17 protein-coding genes are annotated in these 18,483 nt (G+C 68.8%); 16 read left to right on the top strand and 1 reads right to left on the bottom strand.

Annotated features, from left to right (window positions below; all coding sequences use genetic code 11):
• The first annotated feature begins 33 nt into the window (after window positions 1-33).
• The 12 genes from ACSQ4M_RS13560 (at window position 34) to accD (ending at window position 13,053) form a co-directional block, all read left to right on the top strand.
• Window positions 34-1,002, top strand: coding sequence for a LysR substrate-binding domain-containing protein (locus tag ACSQ4M_RS13560; RefSeq protein WP_436194006.1), 969 nt, complete (start codon window positions 34-36; stop codon window positions 1,000-1,002).
• A 38-nt stretch (window positions 1,003-1,040) separates the two neighbouring features.
• Window positions 1,041-2,486: a 3-isopropylmalate dehydratase large subunit gene (gene leuC, locus ACSQ4M_RS13555; protein ID WP_436190036.1), complete on the top strand. Its 1,446-nt coding sequence runs from the start codon at window positions 1,041-1,043 to the stop codon at window positions 2,484-2,486.
• 14 nt (window positions 2,487-2,500) lie between these two features.
• On the top strand, window positions 2,501-2,623 hold the full coding sequence (locus ACSQ4M_RS13550; RefSeq protein ID WP_186329904.1) for an entericidin A/B family lipoprotein: 123 nt from the start codon (window positions 2,501-2,503) through the stop codon (window positions 2,621-2,623).
• 16 nt (window positions 2,624-2,639) lie between these two features.
• Window positions 2,640-3,293 (top strand): 3-isopropylmalate dehydratase small subunit, encoded by a 654-nt coding sequence (leuD, locus tag ACSQ4M_RS13545; protein WP_436190035.1) that lies wholly within the window; start codon window positions 2,640-2,642, stop codon window positions 3,291-3,293.
• 24 nt (window positions 3,294-3,317) lie between these two features.
• A complete protein-coding gene (gene leuB / locus ACSQ4M_RS13540) occupies window positions 3,318-4,388 on the top strand; it encodes a 3-isopropylmalate dehydrogenase (protein WP_436190034.1) in 1,071 nt (356 codons plus the stop codon).
• Between the two features lie 209 nt (window positions 4,389-4,597).
• Window positions 4,598-5,761, top strand: coding sequence for an aspartate-semialdehyde dehydrogenase (gene asd, locus ACSQ4M_RS13535; RefSeq protein ID WP_436190033.1), 1,164 nt, complete (start codon window positions 4,598-4,600; stop codon window positions 5,759-5,761).
• A gap of 261 nt (window positions 5,762-6,022) precedes the next feature.
• A complete protein-coding gene (locus tag ACSQ4M_RS13530) occupies window positions 6,023-8,515 on the top strand; it encodes a FimV/HubP family polar landmark protein (protein ID WP_436190032.1) in 2,493 nt (830 codons plus the stop codon).
• A gap of 27 nt (window positions 8,516-8,542) precedes the next feature.
• A complete protein-coding gene (gene truA / locus ACSQ4M_RS13525) occupies window positions 8,543-9,325 on the top strand; it encodes a tRNA pseudouridine(38-40) synthase TruA (protein WP_436190031.1) in 783 nt (260 codons plus the stop codon).
• A gap of 58 nt (window positions 9,326-9,383) precedes the next feature.
• Window positions 9,384-10,088, top strand: a complete 705-nt coding sequence (locus ACSQ4M_RS13520; protein ID WP_436190030.1) for a phosphoribosylanthranilate isomerase — start codon at window positions 9,384-9,386, stop codon at window positions 10,086-10,088.
• A complete protein-coding gene (gene trpB, locus ACSQ4M_RS13515) occupies window positions 10,063-11,331 on the top strand; it encodes a tryptophan synthase subunit beta (protein WP_436190029.1) in 1,269 nt (422 codons plus the stop codon). Before ACSQ4M_RS13520 ends, trpB begins: the two co-directional genes overlap by 26 nt.
• A complete protein-coding gene (gene trpA / locus ACSQ4M_RS13510) occupies window positions 11,328-12,137 on the top strand; it encodes a tryptophan synthase subunit alpha (RefSeq protein ID WP_436190028.1) in 810 nt (269 codons plus the stop codon). Before trpB ends, trpA begins: the two co-directional genes overlap by 4 nt.
• 37 nt (window positions 12,138-12,174) lie before the next feature.
• Window positions 12,175-13,053: an acetyl-CoA carboxylase, carboxyltransferase subunit beta gene (gene accD, locus ACSQ4M_RS13505; protein WP_056672604.1), complete on the top strand. Its 879-nt coding sequence runs from the start codon at window positions 12,175-12,177 to the stop codon at window positions 13,051-13,053.
• Window positions 13,054-13,062: 9 nt separating this feature from the next.
• Here accD and ACSQ4M_RS13500 read toward each other — a convergent pair whose 3' ends face one another.
• Window positions 13,063-13,617 (bottom strand): YggT family protein, encoded by a 555-nt coding sequence (locus ACSQ4M_RS13500; protein WP_436190027.1) that lies wholly within the window; start codon window positions 13,615-13,617, stop codon window positions 13,063-13,065.
• 56 nt (window positions 13,618-13,673) lie between these two features.
• Between ACSQ4M_RS13500 and ACSQ4M_RS13495 the strand changes: the two genes are divergently transcribed.
• The 4 genes from ACSQ4M_RS13495 to pseC are packed head-to-tail and all read left to right on the top strand — an operon-like array spanning window position 13,674 to window position 18,482.
• Window positions 13,674-14,297 (top strand): LON peptidase substrate-binding domain-containing protein, encoded by a 624-nt coding sequence (locus ACSQ4M_RS13495; RefSeq protein WP_436190026.1) that lies wholly within the window; start codon window positions 13,674-13,676, stop codon window positions 14,295-14,297.
• Between the two features lie 3 nt (window positions 14,298-14,300).
• Window positions 14,301-16,247, top strand: a complete 1,947-nt coding sequence (locus ACSQ4M_RS13490) for a polysaccharide biosynthesis protein (protein ID WP_436190025.1) — start codon at window positions 14,301-14,303, stop codon at window positions 16,245-16,247.
• Between the two features lie 31 nt (window positions 16,248-16,278).
• On the top strand, window positions 16,279-17,295 hold the full coding sequence (gene pseB / locus ACSQ4M_RS13485) for a UDP-N-acetylglucosamine 4,6-dehydratase (inverting) (protein WP_436190024.1): 1,017 nt from the start codon (window positions 16,279-16,281) through the stop codon (window positions 17,293-17,295).
• Window positions 17,292-18,482: a UDP-4-amino-4,6-dideoxy-N-acetyl-beta-L-altrosamine transaminase gene (gene pseC, locus ACSQ4M_RS13480; RefSeq protein WP_436190023.1), complete on the top strand. Its 1,191-nt coding sequence runs from the start codon at window positions 17,292-17,294 to the stop codon at window positions 18,480-18,482. Before pseB ends, pseC begins: the two co-directional genes overlap by 4 nt.
• Window position 18,483 lies beyond the last annotated feature (1 nt).

The raw sequence follows: 18,483 nt of genomic DNA, 5'->3' as shown, positions 1-18,483 counted from the left end.
CACCCCCGTCGCCACAGGCGATGCCCCACCATGATGAAGCCCTCCGAACGTAACTTTGCCCGCCGCATCGACCTCACGTCTTTGCAGCTGTTCGTGGCCGTCTACGAACTGGGCAGCATCGGCAAGGCGGCGGAGCGCGAATTCATCGCCGCCTCGGCCGTCAGCAAGCGCTTGTCGGACCTGGAAACCCTGCTGCAGACCACGCTGCTGTACCGCCATGCGCGCGGCGTGGACCTCACGCCGGCCGGCGAAAGCCTGCTGCACCATGCCCGCTCGGTGTTGTTCAGCCTGGACCGCATGCAGGGTGAGCTCAGCGAGTACGCCGACGGCGTGCGCGGCCATGTGCGCGTGCACGCCAGCATCTCGGCCATCGTGCAGTTTCTGCCCGAAGACCTGGGCGCCTTCGTGCGTGCCCATGGCGGCATCAAGATCGACCTGGAGGAGCACCTGTCCAGCGAGATCGTGCGCGCCGTGCAGGAAGGCGCGGCCGACTTGGGGCTGTGCAATGCCGCGGCGGCCGAATCCGCTGGCGAGGCCCTGCAGACGCGCGCCTACCGGCGCGACCGGCTCGTGCTGATCGTGCCGCGCGGCCATGCGCTGGCCGGCCGCGGCGCCGTGCCGTACGAGGCCTCGCTGGCCTTCGACCAGGTCGGCCTGCCCAGCAACAGCTCCATCCACCTGGCCACACGCAGCGCCGCCGCGCAGCTGGGCCACGCCATCAAGCTGCGCATCCAGGTCACGGGCCTGGACGCCATGTGCCGCATGATCCACAACGGCCTGGGCATCGGCGTGATGCCGCAGCGCGCGTTCGAGCTCATGCACGGCGTCGGTGACCTCGAACACGTGCCGCTCAGCGACGCCTGGGCCGAGCGCCAGATCCGCATGGTGGCGCGCGACTTCTCCACGTTGCCTGTCACTGCGCGGCTGCTCGTCGAGCACCTGGCGCCGCCACCAGAAACCATCGACGAGCCGCAGTCCACGGACCAGGCCCTGACCGTCTGAACCCGTTTGAATAAACCAGTCCCCCACGAAAGAAGCCCATGAGCCTCACCACCAGCCAAGCGGGTGCGCGCACCCTCTACGACAAGATCTTCGACGAGCACACGGTCCACACCGAGGAAGACGGCACCGCGGTGCTGTACATCGACCGGCACCTGGTGCACGAGGTCACGAGCCCGCAGGCCTTCGAAGGCATCCGCCAGGCCGGCCGCAAGGTCTGGCGCGTGAGCTCCATCGTGGCCACGGCCGACCACAACACGCCCACCACGGGCTGGGAACAGGGCTACGACGGCATCTCCGACCCGATCAGCAAGGAGCAGATCACCACGCTGGACAGCAACATCAAGGAGTTCGGCGCGGCCGCGTTCTTCCCCTTCATGCACAAGCGCCAGGGCATCGTGCACGTGATCGGCCCGGAGAACGGCGCCACGCTGCCGGGCATGACGGTGGTGTGCGGCGACAGCCACACCAGCACGCACGGCGCCTTCGGTGCGCTGGCGCACGGCATCGGCACCAGCGAGGTCGAGCACGTGATGGCCACGCAGACGCTCTTGGCCAAGAAGGCCAAGAACATGCTGGTCAAGGTCGATGGGGCGCTGGCCAAGGGCGTCACCGCCAAGGACATCGTGCTGGCCATCATCGGCAAGATCGGCACGGCCGGCGGCACGGGCTACACCATCGAATTCGCGGGCTCGGCCATCCGCGGCCTGTCCATGGAAGGCCGCATGACGGTCTGCAACATGGCCATCGAAGGCGGCGCACGCGCCGGCCTGGTGGCGGTGGACGACAAGACCATCGAGTACGTCAAGGGCCGCCCGCTGGCACCGACCGGCGTGGCCTGGGACCAGGCCGTGGCCTACTGGAAGACGCTGCACTCCGATGCGGGCGCCAAGTTCGACACCGTGGTCGAACTCGACGCCACGCAGATCGTGCCGCAGGTCACCTGGGGCACCTCGCCCGAGATGGTGCTGGGCATCGACGGCCGCGTGCCCGATCCCGACAAGGAGAAGGACGCCAACAAGCGCGGCGCCATCGAGCGCGCGCTGACCTACATGAACCTGGAGCCGGGCAAGGCGCTGGACGACATCTTCGTCGACAAGGTCTTCATCGGCAGCTGCACCAACAGCCGCATCGAGGACATGCGCGAGGCCGCCGCCGTGGTCAAGAAGCTGGGCCAGAAGGTCGCCAAGAACGTCAAGCTCGCCATGGTCGTGCCGGGCTCGGGCCTCGTGAAGGAGCAGGCCGAGCGCGAAGGCCTGCACGAGATCTTCAAGGCCGCCGGCTTCGAATGGCGCGAACCGGGCTGCTCGATGTGCCTGGCCATGAACGCCGACCGGCTGGAGCCAGGCGAGCGCTGCGCCTCCACGAGCAACCGCAACTTCGAAGGCCGCCAGGGCGCCGGCGGCCGCACCCACCTGGTGAGCCCGGCCATGGCCGCGGCCGCCGCCGTGCACGGCCATTTCGTCGACGTGCGCCAGTTCGCCTGAAGGAGCGGCACACCATGAAAGCCACCACCGCACTGCTGCTGGCCGCCGCTCTCGCGCTGGCCGCCTGCAACACCGTCAAGGGCGTTGGCAAGGACGTGCAACGTGCCGGCGAAGCCATCGAGCGCTCGGCCAAATAAACACAGGAATACCGCCATGCAGAAATTCACCATCCACAAGGGCCTGGTCGCGCCGATGGACCGCGAGAACGTCGACACCGACGCCATCATCCCCAAGCAGTTCCTGAAGTCGATCAAGAAGACCGGCTTCGGCATCAACCTGTTCGACGAGTGGCGCTACCTCGACAAGGGCGAGCCCGGCGTGCCCGAGTCTGCGCGCAAACCCAACCCCGACTTCGTGCTGAACCAGCCGCGCTACGCCGGCGCCTCGGTGCTGCTGGCGCGCAAGAACTTCGGCTGCGGCTCCTCGCGCGAGCACGCGCCCTGGGCGCTGGACCAGTACGGCTTCCGCGCCATCCTGGCGCCGAGCTTTGCCGACATCTTCTTCAACAACAGCTTCAAGAACGGACTCTTGCCCATCGTGCTGCCCGAGGCCACGATCGCCCAGCTGTTCGACGAGTGCTTCGCCTTCCCGGGCTACCAGCTGACGGTAGACCTGGAGCGCCAGGTCATCGTGCGGCCGCAGGGCGAGGAGATCGCGTTCGACGTGCAACCCTTCCGCAAATACTGCCTGCTCAACGGCTTCGACGACATCGGCCTGACGCTGCGCCATGCCGACAAGATCCGTGCCTTCGAGGCCGAACGCCTGGCGGCCAAGCCCTGGCTGGCCAACACCATGCTGTCTGCCTGATCCTTCAACCTACTTTCTACGCACATGAAAATCGCAGTTCTGCCGGGTGACGGCATTGGCACCGAAATCGTCGAACAGGCCGTCCGCGTGCTCAAGGCTCTTGACCTGAAGCTCGAGCTGGAAACCGCCCTGGTCGGCGGCGCCGCCTACGACGCCCACGGCCACCCGCTGCCCGAGGCCACGCTCAAGCTGGCCAAGGAGGCCGACGCCGTGCTGTTCGGCGCGGTTGGCGACTGGAAGTACGACACGCTGGACCGCCCGCTGCGGCCCGAACAGGCCATCCTTGGCCTGCGCAAGAACCTGGGCCTGTTCGCCAACTTCCGCCCCGCCATCTGCTACGAGCAACTCGTCGGCGCCTCCAGCCTCAAGCCCGAGCTGGTGTCGGGTCTGGACATCCTGATCATCCGCGAGCTGACCGGCGACATCTACTTCGGCCAGCCGCGCGGCCGCCGTGTCTCGCCCGACGGCCATTTCCCCGGTGCAGAGGAAGCCTTCGACACCATGCGCTATACGCGCCCGGAGATCGAGCGCATCGCCCGCGTGGCCTTCGAGGCCGCGCGCAAGCGCAACAAGCGCGTGACCAGCGTGGACAAGGCCAACGTGCTGGAGACCTTCCAGCTCTGGAAGGACGTGGTCACCGAGATCGGCAAGGAGTACCCCGACGTCGCGCTCGACCACATGTACGTGGACAACGCCGCGATGCAGCTGGTCAAGGCACCGAAGAAGTTCGACGTGGTCGTGACCGGCAACATGTTCGGCGACATCCTCTCGGACGCCGCCGCCATGCTGACCGGCTCCATCGGCATGCTGCCCTCGGCCAGCCTGAACAGCAGCAACCAGGGCCTGTACGAGCCCAGCCACGGCAGCGCACCCGACATCGCCGGCAAGGGCGTGGCCAACCCGCTGGCCACGATCCTGTCGGCCGCGATGATGCTGCGCTTCTCGCTCAACCAAGCCGCTGCTGCCGACCGCATCGAGGCGGCTGTGCAGAAAGTGCTGGCGCAAGGCCTGCGCACGCCCGACATCTACAGCGAAGGCACGACCAAGGTCGGCACGCGCGAGATGGGCGATGCAGTGCTGAAGGCGCTGGGCTAGAATCGCGCCCCATGTCCGCCGCCGCCTGCTCCGCAATTCTGTCCATGCCGTTCGGTATGGCTGCGGCGGCCGACATCTCCACAAAAACCACGACCACCATTACGGGCTGACTCAGCCTGGTTCGTCGTGCGCCCTTCCTGGCTGTCGACGCGCCAGGCGAGCAGTCCTTCTAGGCGCTGTTTGTTTTTTTTACTTGAAAGGGCAATGTGATGAAGGTAGGTAATCTGGTCGGCCTCGTCGGCTGGCGCGGCATGGTCGGCTCGGTCCTGATCGACCGCATGCAGGCCGAGGGCGATTTCGCGCTCATCGAGCCGGTGTTCTTCTCGACCTCCAACGCGGGCGGCAAGGCCCCCGCGCAGGCCAAGAACGAGACCACGCTGCAGGACGCCTACGACATCGCCGCGCTCAGGCGCTGCGACATCATCATCACGGCCCAGGGCGGCGACTACACCACCGAAGTCTTCCCCAAGCTGCGCGCCGCCGGCTGGAACGGCCACTGGATCGACGCCGCCTCCACGCTGCGCATGAAGGACGACGCCGTCATCGTGCTCGACCCCGTCAACCTGCCCGTGATGCAGCGCGCACTGGCCAAGGGCGGCAAGAACTGGATCGGCGGCAACTGCACCGTGAGCTGCATGCTGATGGGCGTGGGCGCGCTGTACAAGGCCGGCCTGGTCGAGTGGATGAGCACCATGACCTACCAGGCCGCCTCCGGCGGCGGTGCCCAGCACATGCGCGAACTGCTGACGCAGTTCGGCAGCATCCACGGCGAGGTGCGCGACCTGCTCAACGACCCCAAGTCCGCCATCCTCGAAATCGACCGCAAGGTGCTGGCCAAGCAGAAGGCCCTGACGGCGGACGAGACGGCCAACTTCGGCGTGCCGCTGGGCGGCAGCCTGATCCCCTGGATCGACAAGGACCTGGGCCTGGGCAAGTCGCAGGACGATGCCGAATGGGGCATGTCCAAGGAAGAGTGGAAGGGCGGCGCCGAGACCAACAAGATCCTGGGCCAAGGCCCGTCCTTCGGCACCGGCATCACGCCGGTCGACGGCTTCTGCGTGCGCATTGGCGCCATGCGCTGCCACAGCCAGGCGCTGACCTTCAAGCTCAAGAAGAACGTGCCGCTGGCCGACATCGAAGCCATGCTGGCCGCCGACAACGAATGGGTGCGCGTGGTGCCGAACACGCGCGAAGACACGCTCAAGGGCCTGACGCCCGTGGCCACCACGGGCACCCTGAACATCCCGGTCGGCCGCATCCGCAAGCTGGCCATGGGCCCGGAATACGTGGGCGCCTTCACGATCGGCGACCAACTGCTGTGGGGCGCCGCCGAGCCGCTGCGTCGTACGCTGCGCGTGCTGCTGCAGGCCTGAGCCACCCCACGCCCCACTGACACGGCCCGCCCCTGGCGGGCCGTTGTCGTCTGGCAACATTGCAGTGCAGCGAGAATGGCCTGCCGGAATGCAGGCCAGGTTCGAACCCGCTTGAGCTTGTCAGCCTAAAGCATTGCTGCTACCGTTCTTTTTAGTAACCAAGTCGGCCCGTCCATTTGCATGATCAAACGTTCCAATGCTGCTGAACAGGCCGATGACAAACCAAAGGTGAAGCCGGCTCTGCAGGGTTGGAAGCGCGGCATGGTGGCCGCGACCGCCACCGCGGCCCTCCTCGCCCCGCTACAGCAGGCCCAGGCATTGACGCTGGGCCGGGCCACCGTGCAATCGGCCTTGGGCGAGCCGTTGCGCGCCGAGATCGAGTTGCCGGACATCACGGAAGAAGAGTCCCGCACGCTGCAGGCCGCGATCGCGACGCCGCAGGCCTTCCGGGCGGCCGGCCTCGAATACAACGCTGCCCTCGGCAGCGTGCGCATCGAGCGGGCCCGCCGGGCCGACGGCCGTACCGTGCTGCGGCTCAGCAGCGACCAGCCCGTCAGCGAACCCTTCATCGACCTGATCCTGCAGGCCAACTGGGCCTCCGGGCGGGTCGTGCGCGACTACACCTTGCTGCTAGACCCGCCGCAGCAACGCCAAGCCGCTGCGCCGACGGCGCCGCAGTTGCCACCCGGCGCCGCCGTGGCGCCGCCGGCCGCACGCTCGCCTGCGCCGCCTCCCGCCGCTGCAGCGCCCATGCCAGCGCCCACTCCTGCACCAGCGCCAGTCCCTGCACCAGCACCGGCCCCCATCCCCGCTCCAGCGCCAGCCCCCGCTCCCGCAGCGCCGGCAGCACGGGCGGCGGCATCGGCACCGGCACCCAGCGCCGCACCGGGAACCGCCACGGTGCGACGCGGCGATACCGCCAGCCGCATCGCCTCCGCCAACAAGCCGCCCAACGTCTCGCTCGACCAGATGCTGGTCGCCATGCTGCGCGGCAATCCGAACGCCTTCATCGACGGCAACGTCAACCGCCTGCGCGCAGGCGCGGTGCTGGATCTGCCCAGCGCGAACCAGGCCGCCGCCATTCCCGCGGACGAGGCCACGCGCACCATCGCGGCCCAGTCGCGCGACTTCAATGCCTATCGCAGCCAGATGGCGGGCCAGGTGCCCGCAGTACCCGGCGGCGCGCAGCGTTCGGCCAGTGGCCGCGTGCAGGGCAGGGTCGAAGACAACCGGCCCGCGGCGACGGCGCCCGACCGGCTCACCCTGTCCAAGGGCGGCGTGCAGAGCCGCGCGCAGGAAGAGAAGATCGCGCGCGACAAGGCCGGCAAGGAAGCCTCAGAGCGCGTTGCGGAACTGTCGCGCAACATCGACGCGCTCAACAAGCTGGGCGCTGGGGGTGCAGCCTCTTCCGCACCGGCTCCAGCGCCCGCTCCCGCTCCCGCACCAGCACCGGCACCGGCGCCTGCACCAGAACCTGCGGAGCCAGCACCAGCACCGCAAGCTGCTGCGTCCGCGCCCGCGCCCGAACCGGAACCCGTACCACCTGCACCTGCCGCAGAACCAACCTCTGCCGCCCAGGCCCTGCCGGCGCCCGGACCGGTGCCCATGCAGGACGAAGCTGGCCTGCTTGACAGGCTGCGCAGCAACCCATGGCTGCTGGCCGCTGCGGCGGCGCTGATCGCCTTGCTGGCCGCACTGGGCATCTACCGCGCGCGCCAGCGCCGCCAGGCAGCTGATGAAGAAAGCCGCCTGCAGGAGCCGGTGGAGTCGTTCTTCGCGAGCAGCGGCGGCCAGCATGTGGACACCGCCGCCGAAAGCGAAGCTGCGGCCTCGGCCGTCTACTCGCCCAGCCAGTTCGACACCAGCAGCGAGGTCGATCCCGTGGCCGAGGCCGAGGTCTACCTGGCCTATGGCCGCGACCTGCAGGCCGAGGAGATCCTCAAGGAAGCCTTGCGCACCACGCCCGAGCGCGTGGCCATCCACGCCAAGCTGGCCGAAATCTACGCCAAGCGCCGCGACGCGATCGCGCTGCAGGCCACGGCCGAGAAGGCGCACGCGCTGACCGACGGCACCGGCCCCGAGTGGGAGGCCATCGCCGCGCTGGGCCGCACACTGCAACCCGAGCACCCGCTCTGGCGCGATGCCGCGGTGGCCGGCCTTGGCGCCGCAGCCGCTGCTGCCGCCGTCGCAGGCGCTGCTGCTGCGACGCCGCCGCCCGCCGACGCCGAAGAAGAGGACAGCGGCGAATCGCTGTGGCCCGACTCCATGCTGACGCCGCCCGCGCCGCCCGCACCCGCGCTGCAGCCAATGCCAATGCCGGACATCAGCCTGGACCTCGGCGACGACGACAGCCCGGCCCCGCCGGCCGTCCCGTCCAAGCCTGTGCCCGATACCGAGCCCCCAGCCCCGCCCATGGCCGAGGCCATGGACCTCGATTTCGACGTGCAGAGCACCTACAAGGCGCCCCTGGCAGCAGCCCCTGCGCCCCTACCTGCCGCCGACACCGACCCGCTGTCGTTCGACCTGGGCTCGTTGTCGCTGGACCTCGGAGAACCCGCCAGCAAGCCCCCGGCCGCCGAGCCCATCGCCGAACCGGACGCCGACGACCCGCTCGCCACCAAGCTGGCCCTGGCCGAGGAGTTCCAGGCCATCGGCGACGACGACGGCGCGCGTGCGCTGGCCGAAGAGGTGCTGGCCGAAGCCACCGGGCCGCTCAAGGCCCAGGCCCAGCGCTTCCTGGCCGAGCTCGGCTGACCCATCTTGGCGGACGAGGATTCGACGGTGCGCCTGGCACTCGGGGTCAGCTATGCGGGCCAGGCCTACGATGGCTGGCAGAGCCAACCTTCTGGCAAGACCGTGCAGGACAAGCTCGAGGAGGCGCTGCGCAGCTTCGCGCAGCAGGACATCGGCACCATCTGCGCCGGCCGCACCGACGCCGGCGTGCACGGTCTCATGCAGGTCGTGCACTTCGACACCACGGTCGTGCGCGAGACCCATGCCTGGGTGCGCGGCACCAACAGCTACCTGCCGGGCGACATCGCCGTGCAATGGGCGCAGCCGGTCACGGCGCAGTTCCACGCCCGCGCCAGCGCCATCGGCCGGCGCTACGCCTACGTGCTCATGGAATCGCCCGTGCGGCCCAGTGTGGAGCGTGGCCGCATCGGCTGGGTGCACCGCCCGCTGGACCAGGTGCCCATGCAGGCGGCCGCCCAGTTGCTGCTGGGCGAGCACGACTTCACTTCGTTCCGCGCCTCGCAGTGCCAGGCGCGCACGCCCGTCAAGACCATGCGCCGGATCGACATCACGCGACGCGGCGCCTACTGGCGCTTCGAGTTCGAGGCCGACGCCTTCCTGCACCACATGATCCGCAACCTCATGGGCTGCCTGCTCGTGGTCGGCAAGGGCGACCGGCCCGTGGAATGGATGGCCGAGGTGCTGGCCGCACGCAACCGCCAGGTGGCGGCGCCCACCTTCTCGCCGGACGGCCTGTACTTCCTGGGCCCGCGCTACGAAGACCATTGGGGCCTGCCGGAACGCACGGCTGCCTATGATTGGCTCCCCTGAGCGCTGCCCCGTCTGAGAGCGCTCCCACCGCGGCCCGCCCCGGGCCAGAGGTTTTCCCATGATCAGAACCCGCATCAAGATCTGCGGCATCACGCGCGAGCAGGACCTGGACGCCGCCGTCGCCGCTGGCGCCGACGCCGTCGGCTTCGTGCTCTACGCCAAGAGCCCGCGCTACGTGACGCCGCAGCGCGCGGCCGCGCTCGCCCGCCGGCTGCCGCCCTTCGTCACGCCCGTGCTGCTGTTCGTCAACACGCCGCCCGAAGAGGTCGCCACCGCCTGCGACCAGGTGCCCGGCGCCATGGTTCAGTTCCACGGCGACGAGACGCCGGCCCAGTGCCTGGCCGCCACGGCGCACCCGGCCCGCCCCTTCCTGCGCGCGGCCCGCATTCCGCTGGATGAAAACGCAGGTCGGTTCGACTTGGTAAGATTCGCGGCCGAATTCTCCCAAGCCCAGGCCATCCTGCTCGACGCCCATGTCGAGGGATACGGCGGCGGCGGCAAGGCATTCAATTGGTCACTCCTGCCAACAAGCGTCGACTCTCACCTCGTCTTGAGTGGTGGACTCACGCCTGCAAACGTGACCGATGGCATCTTGCAGGTGCGGCCACGCGCGCTGTCGCTGGCCGTTGATGTGAGTTCCGGCGTCGAGGCCTCCAAGGGCATCAAGGACGCCGACAAGATCAACCGCTTCGTCGCGGCCGTTCGCGCCGCCGACGCGCACTTTGCAGAGATTCAACATGTCGACCCCTTATCAACAGCCTGATGCCTCAGGCCATTTCGGCGTCTACGGCGGCAGCTTCGTCTCCGAGACGCTGACCCACGCCATCGCCGAACTGCGCGAGGCCTACGCCCGCTACCAGAACGACCCCGAGTTCATCGCCGAATTCGAGAGCGAACTGGCGCATTTCGTCGGCCGGCCTTCGCCCGTCTACCATGCCGCGCGCAGCAGCCAGGAACACGGCGGCGCGCAGATCTTCCTCAAGCGCGAAGACCTCAACCACACCGGCGCCCACAAGATCAACAACGTGATCGGCCAGGCCATGCTGGCCAAGCGCATGGGCAAGCCGCGCGTGATCGCCGAGACCGGCGCCGGCCAGCACGGCGTGGCCACCGCCACGATCTGCGCGCGCTACGGCCTGGAGTGCGTGGTCTACATGGGCAGCGAGGACGTCAAGCGCCAGAGCCCTAACGTGTTCCGCATGAAGCTGCTCGGCGCCACCGTGGTGCCCGTGGACAGCGGCAGCAAGACGCTCAAGGACTCGCTCAACGAGGCCATGCGCGACTGGGTCGCCAACGTGGACAACACCTTCTACATCATCGGCACCGTGGCCGGCCCGCACCCCTACCCGATGATGGTGCGCGACTTCCAGAGCGTGATCGGCAACGAATGCCTGGTGCAGATGCCCGAGATGCTGGCCGCCGCCGGCTGCAAGAGCGAGCAGCCCGACGCCGTGCTGGCCTGCGTGGGTGGCGGCAGCAATGCCATCGGCATCTTCTACCCGTACATCGACCATGCAGGCACCCGCCTGATCGGCGTGGAAGCCACTGGCCAGGGCCTGGACAGCGGCAAGCACGCTGCATCCCTGCAGCGCGGCAGCGCAGGCGTGCTGCACGGCAACCGTACCTACCTGCTGCAGGACGAGAACGGCCAGGTGACCGAGACGCACAGCATCAGCGCCGGCCTGGACTACCCGGGCGTGGGGCCGGAACATGCCTTCCTGAAGGACATCGGCCGGGCCGAATACGTCGGCGCCACCGACGCCGAAGCGCTGGATGCCTTCCACTATCTGTGCCGCACCGAGGGCATCATCCCTGCGCTGGAGTCGGCCCACGCGTTCGCTTACGCCCGCAAGCTGGCGCCAACCATGCGCCAGGACCAGAGCATCCTCGTGAACCTGTCCGGCCGCGGCGACAAGGACATCGGCACCGTGGCCGACCTGTCGGGCGAGGACTTCTACGACCGCCCCTCCATGCGCGGCCACGCCGTGAAGGGGGGCCAGCAATGAGCCGCATCCAAGCCACCTTCGCCAGGCTCAAGGCGGATGGCCGCAAGGCCCTGATCCCCTATGTCACGGCCGGCTTCCCGTACGCCGACGTCACGCCCGAACTCATGCACGCCATGGTCGCGGCCGGCGCCGACGTGATCGAACTCGGCGTGCCGTTCAGCGACCCCATGGCCGACGGCCCCGTGATCCAGGAGGCGGGTGAAAAAGCCCTGGCGCTGGGCATCGGCATGGCCCAGGTGTTCGCCATGGTCAAAGCCTTCCGCGACCAGGATGCGCAGACGCCCGTGGTGCTGATGGGCTACGCCAACCCGGTCGAGCGCTACGAGCAGCGCCATGGTGCCGACAGCTTCCCGCGTGACGCGGCGGCCGCCGGTGTGGACGGCGTGCTGGTCGTCGACTACCCGCCCGAGGAATGCGTGGACTTCGCGGCCCGCCTGCGCGCCAAGAACATCGACCTGATCTTCCTGCTGGCGCCCACCTCGACCGACGAGCGCATGCGCCAGGTGGCCGAGGTAGCCAGCGGCTACGTCTACTACGTCTCGCTCAAGGGCGTGACGGGCGCGGGCACGCTGGACACGGCCGCGGTCGAGGCCATGCTGCCGCGCATCCGCCGCCATGTGCAACTGCCCGTGGGCGTTGGCTTCGGCATCCGCGACGCCGCCACGGCCCAGACCGTGGGCCGCGTGGCCGACGCCGTGGTCATCGGCAGCAGGATCATCCAGCTGCTCGACGACCAGCCGCGCGACCAGGTCGCCCCCACGGCCGCCGCGTTCCTGCGCGGCATCCGTTCGGCGCTCGACGCATAATCCCCACCCCGTTCGTCCCTCCGGAGTAGCCAATCCCATGTCCTGGCTCGAAAAACTGCTTCCCGCCAAGATCCAGCCCAGCGACCCTGCCGAGCGCCGCCAGGTGCCCGAGGGCCTGTGGATCAAGTGCCCGAGCTGCGAGAGCGTGCTCTACAAGACGGATCTGGAAAAGAACCTGAACGTCTGCCCGACCTGCGGCCACCACCACCGCATCGGCGCGCGCGCGCGTCTGGACAGCTTTCTGGACCCCGAAGGCCGCTACGAGATCGGCCACGAGGTCCTGCCCATGGACCCGCTCAAGTTCAAGGACAGCCGCAAGTACCCCGAGCGGCTCAAGGAAGCGCTGGACAACACCGAGGAAACGGATGCGCTCATCGTCATGGGCGGCGCGCTCCATGGGCTGAACGTGGTGGTCGCCTGCTTCGAGTTCGAGTTCATGGGCGGCAGCATGGGCAGCGTGGTGGGCGAGCGCTTCGTGCGCGGCGTGCACGCGGCCATCGACCAGAAGGTGCCCTTCATCTGCTTCACCGCCACCGGCGGTGCGCGCATGCAGGAAGGCCTGCTGTCGCTGATGCAGATGGCCAAGACCAACGCGTCCCTGACGCGCCTGGCCAAGAAGGGCCTGCCCTACATCAGCGTGCTGACCGACCCGACCATGGGCGGCGTGAGCGCCGGCTTCGCCTTCGTCGGCGACATGGTGATCGCCGAACCCAAGGCGCTGATCGGCTTCGCCGGCCCGCGCGTGATCGAGTCCACCGTGCGCGTGACGCTGCCCGAAGGCTTCCAGCGCGCCGAGTTCCTGCAGCAAAAGGGTGCGGTCGACCTGATCTGCAACCGCAAGGACCTGCGCCGCACCATCGCCAGCTCGCTGGCCATGCTGCAGCGCCAGCCGGCCGACGCCGTCAGCGCCAGCTGACCGGCTTTTCTACAGGACCATGCCACCCAGCACGCCGCGCAAGGCGTGCTGGAGCACGATGGACGCCACCTGCAGCAGCACCAGCAGGATCAGCGGCGTGAGGTCCATGCCGCCGACCAGCGGCACCATGCGCCGCAGCGGCCGCAGCGGCGGCGCCAGCAGGCGGGACAGCACGTCGTAGAGCGGCGACTGCGTCTGCACCCAGGACATCACGGCGTAGACGATCAGCAGGCCCGTGAGGCCGTAGATCACGAGGCCGATCACGCCGAACAAGGCCATCACCGGCACCACGACGAGTGCGCCGCCCGTCACCAGCCAGAGCAGGAAGTACTGCGCCAGCTTGAGCAGGAAGGCGCCGGCCAGGCTGGCCAGGTCCCAACGCGCCACGGGCCGCAGCACCTTGCGCAGCGGCAGCACCAGCCAATCCGTCAGTGCGAACACCAGGCTGCCGATCGGGTTGCCGAACGGGATGCGCTGGTGCTGCATGTACAGGCGCAGCAGGCAGGCGCTGCCCAGCAGCCCGGCGATGACTTCGAGCAGAAAGGCGGAGATTTGGTACAGCATGCGGTCGAATAAAAAGCGCATGGGATGATAGCGGCTGCACCATTGCCGTCCGCCCCTTGATCCCCTCGCCCCTGCCCCTGTTTCCGCTGTCCACCGTGCTGTTCCCGGGTGGCCTGCTGCCCTTGCGCATCTTCGAGGTGCGCTACCTCGACCTGATCGGCCAATGCCAGCGCGAGGGCAAGCCCTTTGGCGTGGTGGCCCTGCACCAGGGCAGCGAGGTGCGCCGCGCCGGGGCACCGGCGGAGGAATTCCTGCAGGTCGGCACGCTGGCCCATGTGCGCGCGTTCGACCGGCCGCAGCCGGGACTCATGAACATCGTCTGCGAGGGTGGCACGCGCTTTCGCATCCAGGCCGCGCGCCAATTGCCGCATGGGCTGTGGATGGCCGACGCGCAGATGCTCCCCGACGACGCCCCCGTGGCGGTGCCAGAGGACCTGCGCGAGGTGGCCACGGCGCTCGAACAGCTGCTGGACAGCTGGCGCGCGCGCGCGATTCCCGAAGACCAATGGCCGCTGCGCGCGCCCTGGCGCTGGGACGACTGCGGCTGGCTGTCCAACCGCTGGTGCGAACTGCTGCCGCTGCCGCCGACGGTGAAGCAGCAGCTCATGGAACTGGACAACCCGCTGGTGCGGCTGGAGCTGGTGGGCGATCTGCTGGCCCAGCACAACCAGCCCGGCTGAGCGATGCCAGAGTTGCTCGCACCGGCCACCATCCTGAACTGGCCGCCCCGGATCAAGCGTCTGGCCGTGATGGCGACAGACTCCGTGCTCGCGCTGCTGGCCATGTGGCTGGCCTTCACGCTGCGCCTGGACACCTTGCACTGGCCGTCGCCGCACCAATGGGTCGTGTATGCGGCTGCGCCGCTGCTGTCGATACCGCTGTTCGCGCACTTCGGCCTGTACCGCGCCATCCTGCGCTACGCCGGCCTTTCGGCACTGAGCGCAGCGGCCAAGGCCACGGCCTTGTACGTCGTGCTGCTGTCGGCCGTGTTGCTCGCGCTGCAGAAATCCGGCCTGCCGGTCGTGCCGCGCAGCCTGGGCATCCTGCAGCCGCTGATCTTCCTGATCCTCGTGGTGGCCAGCCGCACGGCGGCACGCTCGCTGCTCGACCATCTGGTGCGCAGGCGCGGCCGCAACAGCGGCATGCGCCTGCTGGTCTACGGCGCCGGCTCGGCCGGCGCCCAGATGGCCGCCGCCCTGGCCAGCGCACGCCAACCGGACCGCCTGCTGGGTTTCATCGACGACGACCGCGGCAAGGTCGGCCGCAGCATCAACGGCACCAGGGTCTACGCGCCCGACGAACTGCGCTCGCTGGTGCCGCGCTTGCGCATCAGCGACATCCTGCTGGCGCTGCCCAGCGCCACGCGCGAACGCCGCAACCAGATCATCCAGCGGCTGCAACCACTGGGCGTGCGCGTGCGCACACTGCCCGGCCTCGCAGACCTGGCGTCCGGCCGCGTGAGCGTGCAGGACATCCGGGAGTTGGACATCGAAGACCTGCTCGGCCGCGAGCCCGTGCCGCCGCGTCCCGAACTGCTGGCGCGCAACCTGACCGGCCGCACGGTGCTCGTCACGGGCGCCGGCGGCAGCATCGGCAGCGAGCTGTGCCGCCAGATCGTGCGCGAGCGTCCGCAGCGCCTGCTGCTGCTGGACCACAGCGAGTTCGCGCTGTACAGCATCCACGAGGAGTTGCGCGGGCTGTGTGCATTGCAGGGCGGACACACCGAGCTGGTTCCCGTGCTCGGCAGCGTGGTCCACTACGCCAGGCTGGCCACGCTGTGCCGCACCTGGCGGCCTACCAGCGTGTACCACGCAGCCGCCTACAAGCATGTGCCGCTGGTCGAGGACAACGCCACCGAAGGCGTCATGAACAACGTGCTCGGCACCTTGAACCTGGCCCGTGCGGCCATCGCGAGCGGGGTCGAGCATTTCGTGCTCGTGTCCACCGACAAGGCGGTGCGCCCCACCAACGTGATGGGCGCCAGCAAGCGCGTGGCCGAGATGATCCTGCAGGCACTGGCCGCCAGCCCGACCATCGGCTTCGACATGCCGGCCGATGCCGGCGCCGTGGTGCTGGCCCGCAGCACGCAGTTCTGCATGGTGCGCTTCGGCAACGTGCTGGACTCCAGCGGCAGCGTCGTGCCGCTGTTCCGGCGCCAGCTGGCCGCCGGCGGCCCGCTGACCGTGACGCATGCCGAGGTCACGCGCTACTTCATGACCATCACCGAGGCTGCGCAGCTGGTGCTGCAGGCCGGCGCCATGGGCAGCGGCGGCGATGTGTTCCTGCTGGACATGGGCCGTCCCGTGAAGATCCACGACCTGGCACTGCGCATGGCCAAGCTCGCCGGCCTGTCGGTGCGCACGCCCGAGCATCCCGGCGGCGACATCGATCTGGTCTTCATGGGACTGCGCCCAGGCGAGAAGCTCTACGAGGAGCTTCTGATCGGCGACAACCCCGAAGCCACAGAACATCCGCGGATCCTGCGGGCACATGAAGAACACCTGGGCTGGGACGCGCTGCGCGCGCCGCTGCAGGCGCTGATCGATGCCGCACGCCACGGCGAGACTGCACACATGCTGGCGCTGCTGCGCCGGCTGGTGCCGAGCTTCCGACCGGAAGGATCGTCTTGACACCCGCGCCCCACCTCTGAAGACACAGGCCATGCTCCCCAACCACTCCATCCTCATCACCGGCGGCACGGGCTCGTTCGGACAGGCCTTCGTCCAGGAGGTGCTCACGCGTTGCCCCACCATCAAGCGCTTGGTGGTGTTCTCGCGCGACGAGCTCAAGCAGTTCGAGATGCAGCAGCGCTTCTCGGACCGGCAGTACCCCGGCTTGCGGTACTTCATCGGCGATGTGCGCGACGAGGCCCGCCTGCGCCGGGCGCTGGAAGGCATCGATCTGGTCGTGCATGCAGCAGCCCTCAAGCAGGTCGTCAGCGCCGAATACAACCCCTTCGAATACATCAAGACCAATGTCATTGGCGCGCAGAACCTGATCGAGGCCTGCCTGGACACCGGCGTCAAGCGGGTCGTGGCACTGTCCACCGACAAGGCGGCCGCGCCCGTGAACCTGTATGGCGCCACCAAGCTCTGCTCGGACAAGCTGTTCGTCGCCGCCAACAACATCCGCGGCAAGCGCGACATCCGCCTGAGCGTGGTGCGCTACGGCAACGTGATGGGCAGCCGCGGCTCGGTGGTCCCTTTCTTCCTGGGCCGGCGTGCCTCGGGCGAACTGCCGATCACCGATCCGGCCATGACCCGCTTCAACATCAGCCTGCAGGAAGGCGTCAACATGGTGCTGTGGAGCCTGGAGAATGCCCTGGGCGGCGAGATCCTGGTGCCCAAGATTCCGTCCTACCGCATCACCGACGTGGCACAGGCCATCGCGCCGGAATGCCGGCAGGTGCAGGTCGGCGTGCGGCCCGGCGAGAAAATCCACGAGGAGATGATCACCGCCAGCGACAGCTACAACACCGTGGACCTGGGCGCCTACTACGCAATCCTGCCCGCAGGCGGCGCCGACAGCCTGGACGCGTATTGCCGGCGCACCGGCGCGCAGCCGGTGCCTGCGGGCTTCTCGTACAGCAGCGACCGCAACCCAGAATTCCTCACGGTGGAACAATTGCGGGCCTTGATCCAGGACCATGTGTCCGCCCAGGAGGCCCCGGCACCGTGACGCCACCCGACGACGCATCCGCGCTGCCCTGGCTGCCCTACAGCTGCCAAACCATCTCCGAGGACGACATCGCGGCGGTCGTCGCGACGCTCCGCTCGCCCTTCCTGACCCAGGGGCCCCAGATCCCGGCCTTCGAGGCCGCGTTTGCCGCGCGGCATGCGGTGCAGCATGCCGTTGCCGTCAGCAATGCCACAGCCGGGCTGCACCTGGCCTGCCTCGCGCTGGGCGTGGGGCCGGGCACGCTGGTCTGGACCAGCCCGAACAGCTTCCTCGCCTCGGCGAACTGTGCGCTGTACTGCGGCGCCGACATCGATTTCGTCGACATCGATGCGCGCACGCGCAACATGGGCGTGGACGCGCTGCGCGCCAAGCTGGAGCAGGCCGCGCGCGAAGGCCGCCTGCCCCAGGTCGTGATCCCCGTGGACTTCGCCGGCCTGCCCTGCGCCATGCAGGACATCCGCGCACTGGCCGACCACTACGGCTTTCGCATCATCGAGGACGCCTCCCATGCCACGGGCGCCAGCCATCTGGGCCAGCCGGTCGGCAGCCGGCACGCCGACCTGACGGTCTTCAGCTTCCACGCCGTCAAGATCGTGACGACGGCCGAAGGCGGCATCGTGACGACGCAGGACGCCGCTCTCGCCAAGCAGCTGCGCCTGCTGCGCGCGCACGGCATGACCCGCGAGGTGACCGACTTCCAGCTGACGGAGACCGAGCCCTGGGTCTACGAGCAGCAATCGCTGGGCTTCAACTACCGCATGACGGACCTGCAGGCCGCCCTCGGCCTGTCGCAGCTGGCGCGCCTGGACGCATTGCAGGCGCAGCGGCAGGCACTGGCCGACCGCTACGACGCGCTGCTCGCCGAACTGCCCCTGGTGCTGCCACCGCGCTCGGCGCTGTCGTGCTGCGCCTGGCACCTCTACGTGGTCGAGGTCGACGAGACCCGCACGCCGGTCGGCCGCAGCGCCGTGTTCCAGGCCCTGCGCGATGCGCGCATCGGCGTGAACGTGCACTACATCCCGATCCATACCCAGCCCTTCTACCGCGCGCGTGGCTTCGCACCGGGCGACTTTCCGGTGGCCGAGCGCTACTACGGCCGCGCCCTGTCGCTGCCACTGTTCCCGACCTTGGCACCGGCGCAGCAGCAACGCGTCGCCGACTGCCTGCGGCGCGTGCTGGAGGCCTGAC

Origin of the sequence: Pseudorhodoferax sp. LjRoot39 (assembly GCF_964253035.1) — a bacterium.
Lineage (GTDB): Bacteria > Pseudomonadota > Gammaproteobacteria > Burkholderiales > Burkholderiaceae_C > Pseudorhodoferax.
The sequence above is the reverse complement of the archived record's forward strand: the minus strand, read 5'-3'. Positions and strand labels throughout refer to the sequence as shown.

Excerpts from the sequence above, each read along its gene's own strand:
- ACSQ4M_RS13560 (WP_436194006.1), top strand. The coding sequence starts at position 34 with ATGAAGCCCTCCGAACGTAACTTTGCCCGCCGCATCGACCTCACGTCT.
- leuC (WP_436190036.1), top strand. The coding sequence starts at position 1,041 with ATGAGCCTCACCACCAGCCAAGCGGGTGCGCGCACCCTCTACGACAAG.
- ACSQ4M_RS13550 (WP_186329904.1), top strand. The coding sequence starts at position 2,501 with ATGAAAGCCACCACCGCACTGCTGCTGGCCGCCGCTCTCGCGCTGGCC.
- leuD (WP_436190035.1), top strand. The coding sequence starts at position 2,640 with ATGCAGAAATTCACCATCCACAAGGGCCTGGTCGCGCCGATGGACCGC.
- leuB (WP_436190034.1), top strand. The coding sequence starts at position 3,318 with ATGAAAATCGCAGTTCTGCCGGGTGACGGCATTGGCACCGAAATCGTC.
- asd (WP_436190033.1), top strand. The coding sequence starts at position 4,598 with ATGAAGGTAGGTAATCTGGTCGGCCTCGTCGGCTGGCGCGGCATGGTC.
- ACSQ4M_RS13530 (WP_436190032.1), top strand. The coding sequence starts at position 6,023 with ATGGTGGCCGCGACCGCCACCGCGGCCCTCCTCGCCCCGCTACAGCAG.
- ACSQ4M_RS13520 (WP_436190030.1), top strand. The coding sequence starts at position 9,384 with ATGATCAGAACCCGCATCAAGATCTGCGGCATCACGCGCGAGCAGGAC.
- trpB (WP_436190029.1), top strand. The coding sequence starts at position 10,063 with ATGTCGACCCCTTATCAACAGCCTGATGCCTCAGGCCATTTCGGCGTC.
- trpA (WP_436190028.1), top strand. The coding sequence starts at position 11,328 with ATGAGCCGCATCCAAGCCACCTTCGCCAGGCTCAAGGCGGATGGCCGC.
- accD (WP_056672604.1), top strand. The coding sequence starts at position 12,175 with ATGTCCTGGCTCGAAAAACTGCTTCCCGCCAAGATCCAGCCCAGCGAC.
- ACSQ4M_RS13500 (WP_436190027.1), bottom strand. The coding sequence starts at position 13,617 with ATGCTGTACCAAATCTCCGCCTTTCTGCTCGAAGTCATCGCCGGGCTG.
- ACSQ4M_RS13490 (WP_436190025.1), top strand. The coding sequence starts at position 14,301 with ATGCCAGAGTTGCTCGCACCGGCCACCATCCTGAACTGGCCGCCCCGG.
- pseB (WP_436190024.1), top strand. The coding sequence starts at position 16,279 with ATGCTCCCCAACCACTCCATCCTCATCACCGGCGGCACGGGCTCGTTC.